Genomic DNA, 19753 nt, shown 5'->3' with positions numbered 1-19753 from the left:
GCCCGGCAAACCCGCCTATTCCGGGCCTTTCCTGCGGCGGGCTTCAATTAATCTGGGCTTACAACGATAAGCTTTCGGAATCCTTGGATGCCCGCCCAGATGAATGCCTTCCGCCCCCCCAAGGGCAACGATGATCCCGCACAGCCCTTCATCCCGGATTTTTCCGAGGGCATGGAGGCGGGCCTGTATCTGGCCCTGTTCGAGCTCTTCGACGAAGGGCTCGTCATCACCGGGGACGAAGTCGTGCTCGAAGCCAACAGCGCGGCGTGCCGGCTGCTCGAACGCGATTATCGGCAGGTCGCCGGTCGCCCGCTCGCCGACCTGTTTCCATCGGAACGGGAATTCCTCGACGCGCGCGCCCGGCTTTTCATCCGAGGGGAAACGCGCGGCAGCCTGCTTGTCTCGCTGCCGCAAAAGCGCGACCGGGAACTGCGCTTCGTCGCGGCCGCGCGCCTGCGCCCCGGGATTCACGCGCTGATCCTGAGCCCCGCACAGGAAGCCAACACCCCTTCCGCTCCGGTCGACACCGTGTGGCCGCGCCTTGCTGCGGCGCTCGAACAGCCGGTCATCGTCCTCGACGATCAGGGCCGCATCGCTGCCGCCAATGCGGCGGCACTGGGCACGCTCGGATTCGCTCGCGCAGATCTCGTCGGACACGCCCTCGACTCGCGACTTCGGGTAACCTGGCCCGGACGCGGCGAGCCGCAGTTCGCCCGCATCGACGCGCCGGGCCATGGCGAACCACTGTCCGGGCGCATCCTGCCCGGGCCGAAACCCGGCTGGCAACTGTTGATACTCCCGGCAAACAGCGCGAAGGCGACACGTGCGCTTGCGACGGCGCGCCATCTCGACGCGCCGCCGCAGCGCGCCGCATTGAACGACGATGTGTCGGTCGAGCGGCTGTTCGCGGACTGCCCCCTGCCGACGCTGCTGTGCGAAGGCCCCGAACTGCGAATCTTTGCCGCCAGCGCCAGTGCGGTGAAAGCGTATGGCTATCCCTACGAGCGCCTGTGCCGGATGCACCTTGCCGATCTGCGCAGCGGGCCGGAAAACGGCCGCAGCCTCGCCGAGTCCGGCAGCTGGCGGCACCGCCGCGCGAATGGCACGACTTTCGACGCCGTCATCGTCGCCTACCGGATCGACGCCGCAGGCCACCCGGACGCGATGGTCGTGATGCATGGCCATCCCGCATCGCCGCCGTGAACATCGCGGCGCCGCGGCAGCCGTTCCGGGTGCGAGAACCAATGGCGTAAACGCCACCGGCCGGCTCTCCCGAGGAAGGGCCGGCCGGCGGCTCTCACGACATGCTCAGGCTTCGAGCGCCTTGACGTGCGTGATCACCTCGCCGATCGCGGCTTGCGCGCTGCCGTACAACATCCGGCAGTTGTCCCTGTAGAACAGTGCGTTCTCGATACCGGAGTAGCCCGCGCCCTTGCCGCGCTTGACGACGATGACGTTCTGCGCCATGTCGACGTTGAGGATCGGCATGCCGTAGATCGGGCTCGACTTGTCGGTGCGCGCGACCGGGTTCACCACGTCGTTGGCGCCGATCACCAGCGCCACGTCCGCCTGCGGGAAGTCGGCGTTGATCTCCTCGAGGTCGAAGATCTTGTCGTACGGCACGCCCGCTTCGGCAAGCAGCACGTTCATGTGGCCGGGCATGCGGCCCGCGACCGGATGGATCGCGAACACCACCTCGACGCCGCCTTCTTCCAGCAGCTGCGCCATCTCCCACACCTTGTGCTGCGCCCCGGCGACCGCCATGCCATAGCCCGGCACGATGATGACCTTGGAGGCGTAACGCATGACGGACGCCGCGTCGAGCGCCGAGAACTCCTTCATCGAACCCTCGATCGCCTCGCCGCCGCCAGCCGCCTCGCCGGTGATCGGCGTGAAGATGACGTTCCGGATCGGACGGTTCATCGCTTTGGCCATCAGCTGTGTCAGCAGCGTGCCGGACGCACCGACGACAATGCCCGCGACGATCAGCGCCGGATTGCCGAGGACAAAGCCTTCGAAGCCGACCGCAAGACCGGTGAAGGCGTTCAGCAGCGAGATCACCACCGGCATGTCGGCGCCGCCGATCGGGCTGGTGAGGATCACGCCAAGCGCGAGCGCGACGATGAAGAACGCGATGATGAGCGCCGGCACCGGCGTGCCGCTAACGACAATCGCGAGTCCGAGCAGCACGGTGAGCGCCGCGAGCCCGATGTTCACGAGGTTCTGCTGCGGCAGGCGCCAGGTCTTCGTCATGATGCCCTGCAGCTTCGCGAACGCGATGCACGAGCCCGAGAACGCGACGGAGCCGATCAACGCGCCCAGGACCGCGAGCGTCGCGACGCCGGGACTATGGACGCCGCCGCGGGCGAACTCGAGCGCCGCGATCGCCGCCGCCGCGCCGCCGCCCATGCCGTTGTAGATCGCGACCATCTGCGGCATGTCGGTCATTTTGACGACCCGGCCGCTCCACCACGCGACACCGCCGCCGAGCACGATCGCGGTGATCATCAGGCCATAGTTCTGCATGCCCGGCGTGTAGAAGGTGACGAGGGTCGCCGCGATCATCGCGTAGCCGGCCCAGACGATGCCCTTGCGGGCGGTCACCGGCGAGCTCATCGCCTTGAGGCCGAGGATGAAGACGACCGCCACGCCGAAATACGCCAACTGGATCAGCGTGTTCATTTCGCACCTCCCGGCTTGCGGTCGGACTTGAACATCGCGAGCATCCGTTCGGTGACGACGTAGCCGCCTGCGGCGTTCGCCGCGCCGAGGAACACCGCGACGAAGCCGATCGCCAGCTGCACCGGGTCTTCCGGATCGGCGTGGCCGAGCACCACCATCGCGCCCACGAGCACGACGCCGTGGATGAAGTTCGAGCCGCTCATCAGCGGCGTGTGCAGGATCACCGGCACGCGCGAGATCACCTCGTAACCGGTGAACGCGGCCAGCATGAAAACGTACAGAGCAGTTATGCCATCCATGATTGCGTCCTCCGATTAGAGCCCGAGTACCTGTTTGACGCCCGCGTGCCTGATCTCGCCCGCGTGGGTGAGGCAGGTGCCGGCCAACACTTCGTCTTCCCAGTCGAGCGCGAGCGCGCCCTCCTTGATGAACGGGGAGATGAAGTTGAACAGGTTCTTGGCGTACATTTCGGAGGCATGGACCGGCATGCGGCTGGCGATGTTGGCCGGCCCGATGACGAGCACGTCGTTGATCCAGGTCTTCTCGCCGGCGACCGTGCCGTCGACGTTGCCGCCCGATTCGGCCGCCATGTCGACGACCACTGCGCCCGGCTTCATGCGCCGCACCATGTCGGCAGTGATGATGCGCGGCGCGCGCTTGCCGGGGATCGCCGCGGTCGTGATCAGCGCGTCGCACTGCGCGACCGCTTTCGCGAGACGCTCGGCCTGTTTCGCCTTCTCCTCGTCGGTGAGTTCGCGCGCGTAACCACCCGCGCCGGCGGCAGCAACCCCGGTGTCGACGAACTTCGCGCCGAGCGACTCGATCTGCTCGCGCGTCTCGGGACGCACGTCGTACGCCTCGACCATCGCGCCGATGCGCCGCGCGGTCGCGATCGCCTGCAGGCCTGCGACCCCGGCCCCGATGACGAGGACCTTGGCGGGACGGATCGTGCCGGCCGCGTAGGTCAGCATCGGGAAGAACTTCGGGCTGTGGTCGGCCGCGATCAGCGCGCATTCGTAGCCGGCGACCGCGGCCTGGGAGGACAGCACGTCCATGCTCTGCGCCCGCGAGATGCGCGGCAAGAGCTCCATCGCGAACGCGGTGATGCGCTTTTCCATGAGCTGCTTCACGCGTTCGGCATCCGACCACGGCTGCAGCAGGCCGATCAGCACCGCTCCTTCACGCAGCGCGGCGATCCGTTCGGGCGACGGCGGCTGGACGCAGAACACCACGTCGGCGGCAGCGCACACTTCTTCCGCCGAAGCGGCGAACCTCACGTCGATAAAAGTCTCGTCGCGATAGTGGGCCGGCTGGCCGGCGCCAGACTGCACCATGACTTGCGCCCCGAGATCCAGGTATTTCTTGACCACGTCCGGGACGGCTGACAAACGTCGCTCGCCCGGCACGGTCTCCGCAGGCACTCCGATCAACAGAGCCATAGGCCGTTCTCCCTGAAAGGTTTGTGTGATGAACCTTGCGCAGACCCAACCGCAGGCCGGCGACAGACAAAAAAACCGGGAGGCAGCAACCGCTGCCACCCGATCGGGTCCGTCGCCCGCCCTCCCCCGTGATCCGCAAGTATTCGTGGGTGAATGCGCCGTCACCCTGTTGCTTTTATGAATTTCTTGCTCTGCATCAAGGCCGATGCATGAGCAGCGCATACGGGATAATACTGATACCCTACTTCAACGCAATACCGTTTTTTTGCAGTGCGACAGATGAATACGACACGAGCCAACACGAAACGCCGCAAGTCTAAGTCGCTGACGGCGGTCAAGGCGGGCCTGCCGCCCGGCACGCTGGTGCATGTCGGCGCAGTCAAGACGGACCACCCGCTGATCTCGCTGCTCGCCTACGACGATGACGGAATCGAGGAGCATCGCTTTGAGAGCATCGCCGAATCGCGCGCCTACCGGCCGCAGCACAAGCGGCTGTGGCTCAACGTGTATGGCCTGCAGGACGCCGAAATCCTCGGCGAGATCGGACGCCGCTTCGGGCTCCATCCGCTGGTGCTCGAAGATATCCTGAACACTCATCAGCGCCCGAAGATCGAAGACTACGGGACGTATCTCTACTGCGTGGCGAGGGTGTTCGAATACGACAGCGCGACGCGCACGCTCAGCTCGGATCAGGTCAGCCTCGTGCTCGGCGAAAACTTCGTGCTGACGTTCCAGGAACGGCGCAGCGGCACTTTCGAACCGATCCGCGAGCGGATGCGCGTCCCGGGAGCGCCATTCCTGCAGCACGGCACCGACTATCTCGCTTACACGCTGCTCGACGCGATCGTGGACCAGTATTTCGTCATCGTCGATCGCCTGGGCGACACTGCCGAGGATCTCGAAGATGATGCGCTCGCCAGTCCGACGCCGGCGCTGCTGAAAACGATCAACCTCGTCAAGCACGACACGCACCTGCTGCGACGGGCGATCTGGCCGCTGCGGGAGGTGCTGAACGGCCTGATCCGGGGCGAGAGCAGGTTCTTCAGCGCCGACACGCGTCTGTACCTGCGCGATATCTACGACCATCTGGTCCACGTCATCGAGACGCTCGACGCCGTGCGCGAACTGCTCGGCGACCTGATGGACATCTATTTGTCGTCGGTCAGCAACCGCCTCAACGTCGAGGTGCGGATTCTCACCGTGCTGACGACGCTGTTCCTGCCGGCGACCCTGATCACCGGCATCTTCGGCATGAACTTCGAAGTCATGCCGCTGCTCGCCGAAGACTGGGGCTTCCCTGTCGCAATGGGGATGATGGGGTCGGTGGCACTGGGGATGGCGGCGATTTTCTGGCGGCGCAACTGGTTGCGGATATAGCCTCGGGGTGTCCGGCACCTGCCTGCGCCGCAGCGCTGCACACCTTCATGACGACGAGCGAGATGTTGTCGCCGCTTCCGGCCGCCCGCCGGCGGGCGAGCCGGACGAGCGTCTCGGCCGCGTCCCGCGCCGGGTTCGAGGCGATCACCGTCGCCAGTTCGTCGTCGGGAAAATGGCGCCACAGCCCATCCGAACACACCAGGAAATTGTCGCCGGCCGATGCGGGAGCTTCGCCGAACGCGATCTGCGGCGGCCGGTGACCGCCGAGACACGACAACAGGACGCCGCGCTGCGGATGAAACGCCGCCCCGGCCTCGTCCAGCCTGCCCCGGCGCTGCAGTTCGGCGACCAGCGAATGGTCCTGGCTGCGGCGCATCGTCTCGCTTCCACGAAAGTGATAGACGCGCGAATCACCGCAGTGGATCCAGTCCGCCTGCCCGCCTCGCAGCATCACTGCGACAGCGGTGCTGTGCGGATCCTTCCCGGTGCCAGCCCGAACCCGCCGGATCCCTCCGTGGGCGTCGGTGACGATTTTCTCCAGCAGTTGCCCGGGGCTGCCGGCGTGCGGAACGCTGGCTTCGAAATTCCGCCTCGCATGGAGCACCACCTGTTCCGCCGCAAGTTCGCCGCCAGCGTGTCCGCCCATGCCGTCGGCAAGAACGGCGATCATCGTGCCGGGCTGCGATGGATGCCCGAACACCGCGACGCGATCCTGCTGTTCGCTCCGATCCCCGATATGCCGTGCGATGCAGGTTTCGACGATGAGTGGCATGGTTACGACCGGGATTGACCGCCGGCAATGATAGCCAGCGGCGCCGCGCTGCGGTACGTTCATGCCAGTCTGCTACGTGTGTTGCGTGAAATGCATCACACCTCATATCCACTCATATTGCGAAGGAGCTAGGCATGCATTCAGGACGCGGTTACAACGAGGTGCGCATCGGCGACGCATTCGAAACCTCGATGACCCTGACCGAAACCCACATCGTGCTCAGCGCAGGCCTGTTCGGAGACTTCAATCCGCTGCACGTGAACCAGCGCATCGCCGGGCAGAGCCGGTACGGCAGCCGGATCGCACACGGCTACGTGACCACGTCGTTCATGGCCGCCCACCTCGGTATGGTTTTTCACGGCACCGCGATCGCCTACGTCGAGCACACGTCACGGTTCATCGCGCCGGTCGTCGCCGGCGACACGCTGACGATGGTGTGGACAGTCGAGGCGCTGGATGACAAGCCGAAACACCAGGGCGGCATCGTCAGCCTGTCCGGCGCGTGCACGAATCAGGACGGCGTTAAGGTCGCCGAAGCCGAGGCGAAAATGCTGGTCGCCGACAATCCCGGACGGTGAACACGACGGCCGGGTCGCACTCAGAGCACCGTGCCGTTCAGCCGGCTGTCGATGAGCTCGATCCAGTGCCGCACCGGCGTCGCCGTGCCGCCCTGAAGATGGCCGATGCAACCTATGTTGGCCGACGCGATCAGCGGCGCCCCGCCTTCGCCGAGCGCGGCCAGCTTGTCGTCGCGCAGGCGCTGCGACAATTCCGGCTGCAGCAGCGAATAGGTGCCGGCCGAACCGCAGCACAAATGGGCGTCGCGCACCGGCGTCAGTGAATATCCTGCCGCGGCGAGCAGATTTTCGACGACGCCGCGAATCCGCTGCCCATGCTGCAGCGTGCACGGCGAATGAAACGCGACCGGATCCGGCTCGCCGCGACGACGCTCCAGCAGCCCGCGCAACCGGTCGCTTTCGGCGGCGAGGACCTCGGCGACGTCGCGGGTCATCGCTGCGATGCGCGCGGCCCGGTCGGCATAAGCCGCATCCTGCGCGAGCAGGTGCCCGTAGTCCCTGACCTGCATCCCGCAGCCCGAAGCGGTCATGACGATCGCCTCGACCTCGCCGCGCTCGATGGCCGGCCACCACGTGTCGATGTTGCGACGCGCATCGTCCCGTCCGCCTTCCTGGTCGTTGAGGTGATAACGCACCGCGCCGCAACAGCCGGCCCTCGGCATCTCGACGAGCGACACACCCAGCGTGTCGAGGACGCGCGCAGTCGCAGCGTTGATCGACGGCGCCATCGCCGGTTGCGCACAACCGGCCAGCGCGATCATGCGTCGGGGATGGCGCGGCGCGGGCCATGGTCCGGCGCGCCGAAGCTCGGCGACTTTCTCCCGCAGCGCCGGCGGCAGCAGGCTGCGCACGGCGCGGCCCGCCTTCATCGCGGCGCCGAACAGCCCGGCGCGCGGAACGAACTCGCGCAGCGCCCAGCGCTTCGCACGGTCCGCGCCGGTACGCGGCACCCGTGCTTCGACGAGGTGGCGGCCGATATCGGCGAGGCGACCGTACTGCACGCCGGACGGGCAGGTGGTTTCGCACGAGCGGCACGTCAGGCAGCGATCCAGATGCAGGCGCGTCTTTTCGGTGACGTCGTGCCCCTCCAGCAGCTGCTTGATCAGGTAGATCCGTCCGCGCGGCCCGTCGAGCTCGTCGCCGAGCAGCTGGTAGGTCGGACACGTCGCGGTGCAAAAACCGCAATGCACGCAGCTGCGCAGGATCGCTTCGGCCTCGCGGCCTTCGGGCGTGTCCTTGATGAAGTCGGCAAGCCGGGTCTGCATGTTCAGAGTCCCTCGTAGAGGCGGCCGGGATTGAAGACGCCGGCCGGGTCGAAGGCGTGCTTGAGGCGGCGGTGGATCGTCATCAGCGGAGCCGGCAGCGGATGGAAAACCTCGGTCGTCCGGTCGCCGCCGCGGAACAGCGTCGCATGGCCGCCGAGCGCCGCCGTCCGCTCGCGGATGGCTTCCGCCGCGGCCGTCGAGCGCAGCCAGCGCAGCGCGCCACCCCACTCGATCAACTGCTGCCCGTCCAGTTTCAGCGGCGCGGCGGAACTTGGCACCGACAGCCGCCACAGGGATGTCCCTGCCTCGTCGAGCGCTGCGTCGCCGAAGAAGTCCGTAGTCTGTTCGCGCAGCCCTGCCCAGAACGCGTCGGCCGCATCCTCCGCGACCACCTCCCCGCCGAGCCGCACGAGCGCCGAGCGCACTGCGGCTTCCGCGCCCGACAGGCGCACGTTCAACACCCCGTCGCTCCACGCCGACGCCGATAGCGGCAGCGGCTGACCGCCCCATTCGTTGAGCCGCGCGATCGCCTCGCCTTCGCTCATCGCGAGGCTCAACGTCGCTTCCGCGACGGGCCGCGGCAGCACTTTCAGCGACACCTCCAGAATCACGCCCAGGGTCCCGAGGCTGCCCGCGATCAGCCGCGACACGTCGTAGCCGGCAACGTTCTTCATCACTTGGCCACCGAACGTGAGCACTTCCCCGCGGCCATCGAGGATCTTCACGCCCAGAACGAAATCGCGCAACGCACCGGCCGCCGCGCGGCGCGGCCCGGAAAGCCCGGCTGCGACACAACCACCGATCGTCGCCGTGGCGCCGAAATGCGGCGGTTCGAACGCCAGCATCTGCCGGCTATCGTCGAGCAGCGCTTCGAGTTCGGCGAGCGGCGTGCCGGCCCGCGCCGTGACGACCAGCTCGGTCGGTTCGTAGTTGACGACGCCGGCGTGCCCCCGCACGTCGAAGGCCTCGCCGGCCGGCGCCCGCCCGTAAAACGCTTTTGTCCCACCGCCGCGGATCTGCAGCGCAGTCCCGGCCGCTGAGGCTGCCCGCACGCGTTCCTGCCACTGCTCAATCAAATCGCTCATTCGCCTCTGCCTTGATGATTTTCTTGTGCTCCGTCCCGGATTCCCCCCGCCGCCGCCGCGCGCCGCGCTGCGCGACCACCCGCAGCGCCAGCCACGAACCGATCAGCGACAGCACCGGCACGCCGACGAGCAGCAGCTGGATCCACCCCTTCTCCATCAGAAGCGGGGGATATCCGGATACGGCACATGCCCTTTGCTGACCCGCTCGCGGCCGTACTCGGCGCAGCGGTTCAGCGTCGGAATCGCCTTGCCGGGATTGAGCAGCCCGGCCGGATCGAACGCCGCCTTCACGCGGAAGAACGTCGTGATCTCGGGCCGCGAAAACTGGCTGCACATCTGGTTGATCTTCTCGATGCCGACGCCATGTTCGCCGGTGATCGTGCCGCCGAGCGCGACCGACAGCTCGAGGATTTCAGCGCCGAAGTCTTCCGCCCGCGCGAGTTCGCCCGGCTCGTTCGCGTCGAACAGGATCAGCGGATGCAGATTGCCGTCGCCGGCGTGAAAGACGTTGATGCAGCGCAGCCCGTGCTTGCGCTCCATCGCCTGGATCGCTTCGAGCATCTCGCCGAGGCGCTTCCTCGGAATCGTGCCGTCCATGCAGTAGTAGTCCGGCGAGATGCGCCCCGCAGCGGGAAACGCCGCCTTGCGCCCGGCCCAGAAGCGCATCCGCTCGGCCTCGTCGCGCGACACGCGAATCTCGGTCGCACCGCCCGCCTCGAGGACCGCACGGACGCGCGCGACCTCCTCGGCGACCTCTTCGGGCGTGCCGTCCGATTCGCACAGCAGGATCGCTTTCGCATCGAGCGGGTAGCCCGCATGCACGAACTGCTCGACTGCGGCGGTCGCCGGCTGGTCCATCATCTCGAGTCCGGCGGGGATGATGCCTGCCGCGATGATCTCCGCGACCGCTTCGCCCGCGCGGATAACGTCGTCGAACGCGGCGAGCACGCACTGCGCGAGCTGCGGTTTGGGCGTGAGCTTGACGGTCACTTCGGTGACGACGGCCAGCATTCCTTCCGAGCCTGTAATCAGCGCGAGCAGGTCGTAGCCGGGCGCGTCGAGCCCGTGATTGCCGATCTCGACGATCTCGCCTTCGATCGTCACGCCCCGCACGCGCAGCAGGTTATGCACCGTCAGGCCGTACTTCAGGCAATGCACGCCGCCCGAGTTCTCCGCGACGTTGCCGCCGATCGTGCACGCGATCTGCGACGACGGGTCCGGCGCGTAATAAAGCCCGTGTGGTGCCGCCGCTTCCGAGATCGCCAAGTTGCGCACCCCCGGCTGAACCACCGCGGTGCGCGCATGCGGGTCGAGATGCAGGATGCGGTTGAAGCGCGCGAGCGACAGCACGACGCCATGCGCATGCGGCAGCGCGCCGCCCGACAGGCCGGTGCCCGCGCCGCGCGCGACCACCGGCACGCCCAGCTCATGACAGGTGCGCAGCACCTCGACGACCTCTTCTTCGCGCGTCGGCAGCGCAACAATCAGCGGCAGCTGCCGGTATGCGGAAAGACCGTCGCATTCGTACGGGCGCAGATCCTCGGCGTCATACCTCAGCGCCCCGGCCGGCAGCACGCGCGCCAGCGCTTCGACCAGCCGCACCTTGTCGACTGCGGAAAAATCGACGTCCCGCTCTCCCGGTGCCGGCGCTTCGGCGTCGAAGTTCATTGTGTCCCCTCCAGTCGTTCATTACCCCAGCGCAGCGGATCGAGCCCGAGGCGGCGCGCGGCGCATACGAGATGGGCCTGCGCCGCAGCACGCGCAGCGTCCGCATCGCCACACGCGATCGCGTCGAAAATCCTTGCATGTTCGGCCTGCGCCTGCCGCGCACGTCCGCTGCGGTGGCCCTCGCCGCTCCAAGTGGGCGCCCGGGAATCGGAGAACTGGCGCCCCATGAAAGCCTGGAAGCGCTCGATATGCGGATTCTGCGTCGCCGCGGCGATGGCGACATGGAACGCGTCGTCGTCCCCCACCGCATCGGATCCCGCCGCCAGCGCCTCGTCCATCCGCGCTAGCGCTTCGCGCATGCGGGCCAGGTCCGCCGGCGTGCGGCGCAGCGCGGCGCGCTCGGCCGCGCCGGTTTCGACGAGACAGCGCAGCTCGAAAACATCCGAGATCTCGTCCGTCGGGATCGTCGCGGACGGCAACAGTCCGTGCAGCAGGCGAAAACTGCCGTGACCCGGAGGCGCAGCGACATAGGCGCCCGACCCTTGGCGCGTCGTCACACATCCGTCGGCCTTGAGCCGCGAGATCGCTTCCCGGATAACCGCCCGGCTCACGCCGAATTTCTCGCACAGCAGCTTTTCCGTCGGCAGCTGCGCACCCTTCGGGAGCTGCTGCTCGCTGATCCACTGCTCGAGCTGCCGGGCGACGGCGGCGCTGAGATCGGGAGGACGTTCGGGTATCGGGGCGGCGCTCATGTCTTCGCAAAGTTGTCTGACAACTTCAGAATACTAACCTCCAAACGTTTCGATGTCAGCATCGGGACTTACCCTGATGCGCCCCCGCCGATTGCGCCGATGCATTCATCCGCCATTTGCTACCATCGACTTCCCGCCCGCCGCCCGAGGCTCCAGTTTCAATGACCTCGCTCCCGCCGCTGATCGACCGCCTGCTCCCCTTCCTCGCCTGGCGTCGGCAATGGTCGGCAGCGTCCCTGCGCGGCGACCTGATCGCCGGCGTCACGGTGGCGCTGATGCTGATCCCGCAGTCGCTGGCCTACGCACAGCTCGCCTCCCTGCCGCCTCATGTCGGGCTTTACGCTGCGCTGCTGCCGGCAGTCGTCGCGGCGCTCTTCGGCTCGTGCGCGCAGCTGTCGACCGGCCCCGTCGCGCTGACGTCGATTCTCACCGGTGCGAGCCTGCTGCCGTTCGCCGACCCGGCGTCCCCGGCCTTCCTGACGCTCGCGATCCTGCTCGCGCTGCTGTCGGGCCTCATCCAGCTGGCACTCGGTGCGCTGCGCGCCGGCTGGCTGCTGAATCTGCTTTCCCGTCCGGTGATGACCGGTTTCATCAACGCCGCGGCCCTGATCATCGGGCTGTCGCAATTGCCGGCGCTGCTCGGCGTGGTGATGCCGCAGTCGACACATTTCCTGGTCGACTTCTGGACGGCGCTGGGAGCCCTCGACACCGCGCATCCGCTGTCGGCGGCCTTCGGAGCAGGCTCCCTGCTCGCACTGCTCCTGCTCAAGCGTTTTGCGCCAGGATCCCCGGCGGTATTGATCGTCGTCGCCTGCGCAACAGCGACCTCCGCCGCCGTCGGCTACGGCTCGCGCGGGGGTGCGGTCGTCGGAGCGATCCCGGCCGGCCTCCCCGTCCTCGGCGTTCCGGAATTCGACTGGAATGCCGCAGTCGCGCTGATCCCGACTGCCTTCGTCATCGCACTGGTGAGCTTCATGGAAGCGACTTCGAGCGCCAAGCTGATCTCCGGGAAAAGCGGCCAGGACTGGGACCAGAACCAGGAACTGATCGGCCAGGGTGTGGCGAAAATCGCCGCGGCGATCAGCGGCGCGTTGCCGGTCAGCGCCTCTTTCTCGCGTTCGGCGCTCAACTACGTCTCCGGCGCGAGGAGCGGCCTCTCGTCGCTGATCGCCGCCGCGTGCGTGCTCGTGACGCTGCTTTACCTCACGCCGCTCCTGTGGCATCTGCCCAAGCCGGTGCTTGCCGCGATCATCCTGCATGTCATCACCGGCCTGATCGATCTGCGGGCGCTCGCCCGCGCGTGGCAGGCCGGGCGCGACGACGGCCTCGCCTCGACGCTCACCTTCATCGCCACACTGGTGTTCGCGCCGAACATCCAGAACGGCGTCGTCGCCGGATTGCTGCTGTCACTGGCGTTGATGCTCTACCGCGAGATGCGCCCGCGCACGGCCCTGCTGGGCCTGCATCCCGACGGCACCTACCGCGACCTCGCACGCTTCGGACTCGAGCATCCCGACCCGGCCATCGTCATCCTGCGCTTCGACAGCCCGCTCACGTTCGTCACCGCTGCAGCCTTCGAGCGCGCCGTGCTCGCAGCAGCGGCGACCCACGCCGGCCTGCGCACCGTACTGATCTCCGCCGCGGGCATCAACACGATCGATGCGACCGGCCTGCACACGCTCTCGCTGCTCATCGAGCGGCTGCGCGGGACGAACACGAACCTGGCTTTTTGCGGCCTGAAAAAACAGGTCATCGACGTGATGCAGAAAACGGGCCTGTGGCTGCGGCTCGGCAAGCACGCCGACTACCGGACCGAACACCAGGCCCTCGAAGCCCTCCGCGAGGATGCCGCGGCGGTCACGCCGGAGCGCTGATTCCATTTTGTTTTCTTGCACCCACCCGGGCTTCTACGATACCATCCGAGGTTTTCCGAAATCCGAATTCCCTGGAGCATCGTATGGCTCGCGTCTGTCAAGTGACCGGTAAAGCACCGATGGTGGGAAACAACGTTTCCCACGCTAATAACAAAACCAAGCGCCGCTTCCTGCCGAACCTGCAAAACCGCAGGTTCTGGAGCGAATCCGAAAACCGCTGGATCCGCCTGCGCGTTTCCAATGCCGCCTTGCGCACGATCGACAAGAAGGGCATCGACGTGGTCGTCTCCGAACTTCGCGCCCGCGGCGAGAAGGTCTGACGCCTCGCCACGCAACTGAAGCAAACGTACGGAGACTCACATGGCCAAAGGCGCCCGCGAAAAAATCAAGCTGGAGTCGACCGCAGGTACCGGTCACTTCTACACGACGTCCAAGAACAAGCGCACCACCCCCAACAAGCTCGAGTTCAGCAAGTATGACCCGGTCGTACGCAAGCACGTGCTGTACAAGGAAATCAAGCTGAAGTGATGTGCCCGGCGGGCGATGCCCGCGCACGCATTGGCTCCCGCAAGCAGCAAGAGGCCGCCGGATCGCTCCGGCGGCCTCTTGCTTTCTGGAACCCGTCCCGCGACAGTGATTCAGCGTGCCGGATTGCCAGGACTATCAGGCCTTCTGGATATTAGAAGCCTGTTTGCCCTTCGGACCCTGGGTAACTTCGAAGGAAACCTTCTCCCCTTCCTTCAACGTCTTGAACCCGTTCATGTTGATCGCGGAGAAGTGCGCGAAGAGATCCTCGCTGCCATCGTCCGGAGTAATGAAGCCGAAGCCCTTCGAGTCGTTGAACCACTTGACGGTACCAGTTGCCATGTTGCCGTAATCCTTCAAAATTGCTTGAAACGATGCAGGAAATCACCCCTTTAGTGCATCAATGCGCAGTAAAACGAAGCCGGTAAAGCCAAATCGGACTACGTAAGCAGCCAAAACGTGCAGAACCACCGCGTTTAGCTTCGCATTTCGCACGATCCTGCTTTTACGCATTTGCGCGAACAGCGTCAAGCGTTTCGTGGGTGGCGGCTTTTTTGCATTGCACCAATTCCTGCCCTCCCTTCTTGCCGTACAACGCCCACCTCCGTTGAATGAAACTGACCGGCGCTCCCGGGAGCCGTTCTTGCATCGCAACAGCGCTCGCATCGCTTTTTTGCCGTCGCACAGGCCGTTTTTACTCTCCCGGCGGCATGTTGCACTCTGCCTCGACTTCATTAGAATGAACCGCATGGCCACTCAAAAGCAGGACGAGTTTTTACTCGAGGCGGAGCAAACTCGCACCAAGCCGCCGCCACTTTATAAGGTGCTACTGCTCAACGACGATTTCACGCCGATGGATTTCGTCATAGTCGTGCTGCAGAAATTTTTTGGCATGGACCGCGAACGGGCGACACGGGTCATGCTCCAAGTCCACAGAGAAGGCATGGGGGTGTGCGGCGTTTTTCCGAAAGACGTCGCCGCGACCAAGGTCGAACAGGTCGTCGCCTTTGCCCGGCAGCACCAGCATCCGCTGGCGTGCGTGATGGAGGAAAATTGAGAATGATCGCGCAGGAACTTGAAGTCAGTCTGCACATGGCCTTTGTCGAGGCGCGACAGAAGCGGCACGAGTTCATCACTGTTGAACATCTGCTGCTCGCGCTGCTCGACAATCCGTCAGCCGCCGAAGTCTTGCGCGCATGCGCCGCAAACGTCGATGAACTACGGCGAGAATTGACGACTTTCATCAACGAACACACCCCGAGGGTCGAAGGCGCGGACGAGATCGACACGCAGCCGACGCTCGGATTCCAGCGCGTAATTCAGCGCGCGATACTGAACGTCCAGTCGTCGGGCAAGAAGGAAGTCACCGGCGCGAACGTCCTGGTCGCCATTTTCGGCGAGAAGGATTCGCACGCGGTGTACTTCCTCCAGCGGCAGAATATTTCGCGACTGGACGTCGTCAACTTCATTTCGCACGGCATTGCGAAAGCGCCCCAGCAAGGTGCGAATGCGCCGGGACGCAGCGAGTCCGAGCAAGGCGAGCAGGAGACGGAAACGGCACAACCAGGCGGTGCACTCGAGAATTACACGCAGAACCTCAACCAGCAGGCACTGGTCGGCAAGATCGACCCGCTGATCGGACGCGACCGGGAACTCGAGCGCGTCATCCAGACGTTATGCCGCCGGCGCAAGAACAACCCCTTGCTGGTCGGCGAAGCGGGGGTCGGCAAGACTGCGATCGCCGAAGGTCTGGCACGGCGGATCATCGAAGGGCGGATTCCCGAGATCCTCGAGGGCGCTCAGGTCTATGCGCTCGACATGGGTGCGCTGCTGGCGGGGACGAAGTATCGGGGCGACTTCGAGCAGCGGCTGAAAGCCGTACTCAAGCAACTGCGCGAAACGCAGAACGCGATTCTCTTCATCGACGAGATTCATACCCTCATCGGTGCCGGCGCGGCCTCGGGGGGCACGCTCGATGCGTCGAATCTGCTCAAGCCGGCGCTGTCGTCCGGGCAACTGAAGTGCATCGGCGCGACGACCTATTCGGAGTTCCGCCAGATCTTCGAGAAGGATCACGCGCTGTCGCGGCGTTTCCAGAAAGTCGATGTTTCGGAGCCCTCGGTAGCGGAAACGGTCGAAATCCTGAAGGGCTTGAAGAGCCGGTTCGAGGAACATCACAACGTCAAGTATTCGGCGGCGGCGCTGTCCTCTGCGGCCGAACTTTCGGCGCGCTACATCAACGATCGCCACCTGCCGGACAAGGCGATCGACGTCATCGATGAAGCGGGCGCGGCCCAGCGGATCCTGCCGAAATCGAAGCAGCGCAAGCTGATCGGCAAGGGCGAAATCGAGGATATCGTCGCGAAGATCGCACGGATACCGCCGCGCAGCGTGTCGAACGACGACAAGACTGCGCTGATGAACCTCGAGCGCGACCTGAAGAACGTCGTGTTCGGCCAGGAAGCCGCCATCGACGCACTGGCCAAGGCGATCAAGATGTCGCGCTCCGGCCTGGGCAATCCGGCGAAACCGATCGGCAGCTTCCTGTTCTCCGGTCCGACCGGCGTCGGCAAGACTGAAGTCGCGCGACAACTGGCGTTCACGATGGGCATCGAACTGGTGCGCTTCGACATGTCCGAATACATGGAGCGCCACGCAGTCAGCCGCCTGATCGGGGCGCCGCCAGGATATGTCGGGTTCGACCAGGGCGGGCTGTTGACCGAGGCGATCACGAAGAAGCCGCACTGCGTGCTGCTCCTCGACGAAATCGAGAAAGCGCACCCGGACATCTACAACATCCTTCTGCAGGTGATGGATCACGGCACGCTGACGGACAACAACGGACGCCAGGCGGACTTCCGCAACGTCATCCTGATCATGACGACGAACGCGGGAGCGGAGTCGATGCAGAAGGCGGTGATCGGTTTTTCGGCCAAGCGCGAAGCGGGCGACGAGATGGCGGACATCAAGCGCATGTTCTCGCCGGAATTCCGCAACCGGCTCGATGCGACGATCTCGTTCAAGGCGCTCGACAACGAAGTCATCCTGCGCGTTGTCGACAAGTTCCTGATGCAGCTCGAGGCGCAGTTGCACGAGAAGAAGGTCGAGGCGCATTTCACCGACGAGCTGAAGGCATGGCTGGCGGGCGAAGGCTTCGACCCGATGATGGGTGCGCGTCCGATGGCTCGCCTGATCCAGGACACGATCCGGTCCGCGCTCGCCGACGAGCTGCTGTTCGGCCGCCTGGCGAACGGCGGCAAGGTGACCATCGATCTGGACGCCGACGGGAAGGTCAAGCTGGTCTTCGACCAGATGGAGGCGGCCACGGCCTAAGTGGTCGCACTCCGAAAAGGCGGCCTGCGGGCCGCTTTTTTTTTGCCCCTGTCGCCCCCCGTTGCCGCTCGTGAATGGCGACGTCGCAGTACACTTTCTCCCCCCTCAAAACGAAGGAAGAAGCATGGAATTCCAGACCGCCGATCTGTGTGATGCCAACGAAAGCCGCGTGAAAATCGTCAGCCCAATGTTCCGGAGCTACGGCGGGCGCGGTGCCTTTTGCGGCCGGATCACGACACTCAAGGTGTTCGAGGACAATTCCCTGGTGCGCACTGCGCTCGAAGGGCCGGGCGAAGGCAAAGTGCTCGTCGTCGACGGCGGGGGTTCGATGCGGTGCGCGCTCGTCGGCGACCAGTTGGCGCTGCTCGGCGTGAAGAATCAATGGGCCGGGATCATCGTGTATGGCTGCATCCGCGACTCGAAGGCGATCGGCACGATGGAACTGGGAGTGTTCGCGCTCGGCACCCATCCGCTGAAGAGCATCAAAAAAGGCGCCGGAGATCGTGACATCGCTGTGACGTTCGGCGGCGTGACCTTCACTCCCGGGCATTTCATTTACGCCGACGAGGATGGCGTCGTCGTTTCGGAATCGTCGCTGCTCTGATTCATTCCCCGCGAGCGGGCATCGCGCTGCGCTGGCGTCATTCACTGCACGCCCCCAACGGGGCTTTCCGGAACGGCTCGGGCAACAGCATTTTCTGCGGCATTGCAGCAGCAATTCATTTCACAACGCCGTCTGCCGTTCCACGATACAAAATGCAGAGTTTAAACTCCTGAAAATCAAGGCCTAAATAATTTCTTATATCTTATATAAGACCTGTTGCTGCAGAGCGAAAACCTTCCTATACTCCTCCTCACTCGACGCCGCCTCTGCAGCACGACGGCAATCGAACGGAAATGATCCGCGGGCATATCGTCAGACGCGCACGAGGAACGTTTCCACGCTCATAAATCGTCAGCCAACAAGGAACCTGCCATGACCCTGACCCGCGAACAGCAAATCGCCGCCATCGAGAAAGACTGGGCCGAAAACCCCCGCTGGAAAGGCATCAAGCGCAACTACACTGCCGCCGATGTCGTCCGCCTGCGCGGTTCCATCCAGCCCGAAAGCACCCTGGCGCGCGTCGGTGCAGAAAAGCTGTGGAACCTTGTGAACAACGAACCGTACGTCAATTGCCTCGGCGCGCTGACCGGCGGTCAGGCGATGCAGCAGGTCAAGGCCGGCATCAAGGCGATCTACCTGTCGGGCTGGCAGGTTGCGGCCGACAACAACTCGTACGCCGCGATGTACCCGGACCAGTCGCTGTACCCGGTCAACTCGGTGCCGACGGTCGTCGAGCGCATCAACAACGCGTTCCAGCGTGCCGACCAGATCCAGTGGTCGAAGAACATCAACAAGGGCGACAAGGGCTACGTCGACTACTTCGCCCCGATCGTTGCCGATGCCGAAGCCGGTTTCGGCGGCGTGCTGAACGCTTTTGAACTGATGAAGGCGATGATCCGTGCCGGCGCCGCTGGCGTGCACTGGGAAGACCAGCTCGCCTCGGTGAAGAAGTGCGGCCACATGGGTGGCAAGGTGCTGGTGCCGACCGCCGAAGCCGTGCAGAAGCTGCTCGCCGCCCGCCTCGCCGCGGACGTCATGGGTGTGCCGACGCTGGTGATTGCCCGTACCGACGCGGAAGCCGCCGACCTGTTGACGAGCGACTACGACGCGAACGACAAACCTTTCCTGACGGGCGAGCGCACGGCTGAAGGCTTCTACAAGACCAACAAGGGGCTCGACCAGGCCATCTCCCGCGCGATCGCCTACGCCGAATATGCCGACCTCGTGTGGTGCGAAACCGGCACGCCGGACCTCGAGTTCGCGCGCAAGTTCGCCGAAGCCGTGCATGCCAAGCACCCGGGCAAGATGCTGGCCTACAACTGCTCGCCGTCGTTCAACTGGAAGAAGAACCTCGACGACGCGACCATCGCCAAGTTCCAGCGCGAACTCGGCGCGATGGGCTACAAGTACCAGTTCATCACGTTGGCCGGTATCCATTCGATGTGGTACAACATGTTCGACCTCGCCCAGGACTACGCGAAGCGCGGCATGTCGGCCTACGTCGAGAAAGTCCAGGAGCCCGAGTTCGCCGCACGCGACCGTGGCTACACCTTCGTGTCGCACCAGCAGGAAGTCGGCACCGGTTACTTCGACGAAGTGACGACGGTGATCCAGGGCGGCGCTTCGAGCGTTACCGCGCTGACCGGCTCGACCGAAGAAGAACAGTTCCACTGATCGTTTCGATTCGGGCAGGCCGTAATCCAGGCCTGCCCATCACAGCAAGCCGCGTTCACGAGACGCGGCTTTTTGTTTGGCGAACGGCATTCGTCCGCCATCCGCTTCGCGCCGGGGCCGCTCGT

Annotated in this window: 20 protein-coding genes; 10 read left to right on the top strand and 10 right to left on the bottom strand. The window is 65.0% G+C overall.

The annotated features are described in order from the left end of the window. Positions 1 to 87: 87 nt before the first annotated feature. Positions 88 to 1203 carry a PAS domain-containing protein gene (locus GO608_RS07160; RefSeq protein WP_169198738.1) on the top strand — a complete coding sequence of 372 codons (1116 nt, stop codon included), beginning with the start codon at positions 88 to 90 and terminating at the stop codon, positions 1201 to 1203. A 105-nt stretch (positions 1204 to 1308) separates the two neighbouring features. Here GO608_RS07160 and GO608_RS07155 read toward each other — a convergent pair whose 3' ends face one another. From GO608_RS07155 to GO608_RS07145, 3 genes are read right to left on the bottom strand one after another with little or no spacing between them, the layout of a single operon-like run. Beyond that, complete coding sequence (locus tag GO608_RS07155; RefSeq protein WP_169198739.1) at positions 1309 to 2682, bottom strand: NAD(P)(+) transhydrogenase (Re/Si-specific) subunit beta; 1374 nt, start codon at positions 2680 to 2682, stop codon at positions 1309 to 1311. Further along, a complete protein-coding gene (locus GO608_RS07150) occupies positions 2679 to 2981 on the bottom strand; it encodes an NAD(P) transhydrogenase subunit alpha part 2 (protein ID WP_169119340.1) in 303 nt (100 codons plus the stop codon). The genes GO608_RS07155 and GO608_RS07150 overlap by 4 nt, the downstream gene beginning before the upstream one ends. 15 nt (positions 2982 to 2996) lie before the next feature. Next, positions 2997 to 4121 carry a Re/Si-specific NAD(P)(+) transhydrogenase subunit alpha gene (locus GO608_RS07145; RefSeq protein ID WP_169198740.1) on the bottom strand — a complete coding sequence of 375 codons (1125 nt, stop codon included), beginning with the start codon at positions 4119 to 4121 and terminating at the stop codon, positions 2997 to 2999. 279 nt (positions 4122 to 4400) lie between these two features. On the opposite strand from GO608_RS07145, the gene corA reads away from it, so the two are divergent. After that, complete coding sequence (gene corA, locus GO608_RS07140; protein WP_169198741.1) at positions 4401 to 5498, top strand: magnesium/cobalt transporter CorA; 1098 nt, start codon at positions 4401 to 4403, stop codon at positions 5496 to 5498. On the opposite strand, the gene GO608_RS07135 is transcribed toward corA, so the two are convergent. Further along, positions 5386 to 6270 carry a protein phosphatase 2C domain-containing protein gene (locus GO608_RS07135; protein ID WP_169198742.1) on the bottom strand — a complete coding sequence of 295 codons (885 nt, stop codon included), beginning with the start codon at positions 6268 to 6270 and terminating at the stop codon, positions 5386 to 5388. The genes corA and GO608_RS07135 overlap by 113 nt on opposite strands. A 134-nt stretch (positions 6271 to 6404) precedes the next feature. Here GO608_RS07135 and GO608_RS07130 point away from each other — a divergent pair, with 134 nt between their 5' ends. Beyond that, positions 6405 to 6848, top strand: coding sequence for a MaoC family dehydratase (locus GO608_RS07130; RefSeq protein ID WP_169198743.1), 444 nt, complete (start codon positions 6405 to 6407; stop codon positions 6846 to 6848). Between the two features lie 20 nt (positions 6849 to 6868). Here GO608_RS07130 and glcF read toward each other — a convergent pair whose 3' ends face one another. The 5 genes from glcF to GO608_RS07105 are packed head-to-tail and all read right to left on the bottom strand — an operon-like array spanning position 6869 to position 11618. Next, positions 6869 to 8113, bottom strand: a complete 1245-nt coding sequence (glcF, locus tag GO608_RS07125) for a glycolate oxidase subunit GlcF (RefSeq protein ID WP_169198744.1) — start codon at positions 8111 to 8113, stop codon at positions 6869 to 6871. A gap of 2 nt (positions 8114 to 8115) precedes the next feature. Beyond that, a complete protein-coding gene (gene glcE, locus GO608_RS07120; RefSeq protein WP_169198745.1) occupies positions 8116 to 9198 on the bottom strand; it encodes a glycolate oxidase subunit GlcE in 1083 nt (360 codons plus the stop codon). Next, on the bottom strand, positions 9182 to 9355 hold the full coding sequence (locus tag GO608_RS07115) for a hypothetical protein (protein ID WP_169198694.1): 174 nt from the start codon (positions 9353 to 9355) through the stop codon (positions 9182 to 9184). The genes glcE and GO608_RS07115 overlap by 17 nt, the downstream gene beginning before the upstream one ends. Then, positions 9355 to 10866, bottom strand: a complete 1512-nt coding sequence (locus GO608_RS07110; RefSeq protein ID WP_169198746.1) for an FAD-linked oxidase C-terminal domain-containing protein — start codon at positions 10864 to 10866, stop codon at positions 9355 to 9357. Before GO608_RS07110 ends, GO608_RS07115 begins: the two co-directional genes overlap by 1 nt. Continuing rightward, the gene (locus GO608_RS07105) at positions 10863 to 11618 is read right to left on the bottom strand and encodes a FadR/GntR family transcriptional regulator (RefSeq protein ID WP_169198747.1); all 756 of its coding nucleotides are present in this window, start codon (positions 11616 to 11618) and stop codon (positions 10863 to 10865) included. Before GO608_RS07105 ends, GO608_RS07110 begins: the two co-directional genes overlap by 4 nt. A gap of 161 nt (positions 11619 to 11779) precedes the next feature. Between GO608_RS07105 and GO608_RS07100 the strand changes: the two genes are divergently transcribed. From GO608_RS07100 to rpmG, 3 genes are all read left to right on the top strand, one after another. Then, positions 11780 to 13492: a SulP family inorganic anion transporter gene (locus GO608_RS07100; RefSeq protein ID WP_169198748.1), complete on the top strand. Its 1713-nt coding sequence runs from the start codon at positions 11780 to 11782 to the stop codon at positions 13490 to 13492. A gap of 83 nt (positions 13493 to 13575) precedes the next feature. After that, complete coding sequence (gene rpmB, locus GO608_RS07095; protein ID WP_011238351.1) at positions 13576 to 13812, top strand: 50S ribosomal protein L28; 237 nt, start codon at positions 13576 to 13578, stop codon at positions 13810 to 13812. Positions 13813 to 13852: 40 nt separating this feature from the next. Next, positions 13853 to 14020 (top strand): 50S ribosomal protein L33, encoded by a 168-nt coding sequence (rpmG, locus tag GO608_RS07090; RefSeq protein ID WP_053422469.1) that lies wholly within the window; start codon positions 13853 to 13855, stop codon positions 14018 to 14020. Between the two features lie 135 nt (positions 14021 to 14155). Here rpmG and GO608_RS07085 read toward each other — a convergent pair whose 3' ends face one another. After that, positions 14156 to 14359, bottom strand: coding sequence for a cold-shock protein (locus tag GO608_RS07085; protein WP_011238349.1), 204 nt, complete (start codon positions 14357 to 14359; stop codon positions 14156 to 14158). A gap of 406 nt (positions 14360 to 14765) precedes the next feature. Between GO608_RS07085 and clpS the strand changes: the two genes are divergently transcribed. From clpS to aceA, 4 genes are all read left to right on the top strand, one after another. Further along, positions 14766 to 15074 carry an ATP-dependent Clp protease adapter ClpS gene (clpS, locus tag GO608_RS07080; protein WP_053422617.1) on the top strand — a complete coding sequence of 103 codons (309 nt, stop codon included), beginning with the start codon at positions 14766 to 14768 and terminating at the stop codon, positions 15072 to 15074. Positions 15075 to 15076: 2 nt separating this feature from the next. Then, entirely contained in the window at positions 15077 to 17350 is a 2274-nt protein-coding gene (gene clpA / locus GO608_RS07075; RefSeq protein WP_169198749.1) for an ATP-dependent Clp protease ATP-binding subunit ClpA, read from the top strand. Positions 17351 to 17474: 124 nt separating this feature from the next. Continuing rightward, positions 17475 to 17954 carry a ribonuclease E activity regulator RraA gene (gene rraA / locus GO608_RS07070; protein WP_169198750.1) on the top strand — a complete coding sequence of 160 codons (480 nt, stop codon included), beginning with the start codon at positions 17475 to 17477 and terminating at the stop codon, positions 17952 to 17954. A 372-nt stretch (positions 17955 to 18326) separates the two neighbouring features. Further along, a complete protein-coding gene (gene aceA, locus GO608_RS07065; protein ID WP_169198751.1) occupies positions 18327 to 19628 on the top strand; it encodes an isocitrate lyase in 1302 nt (433 codons plus the stop codon). Positions 19629 to 19753: the final 125 nt, after the last annotated feature.

This window comes from Aromatoleum buckelii, from assembly GCF_012910785.2.
Taxonomy (GTDB): domain Bacteria; phylum Pseudomonadota; class Gammaproteobacteria; order Burkholderiales; family Rhodocyclaceae; genus Aromatoleum; species Aromatoleum buckelii.
This window is presented reverse-complemented; position numbering and strand designations above follow the sequence as displayed.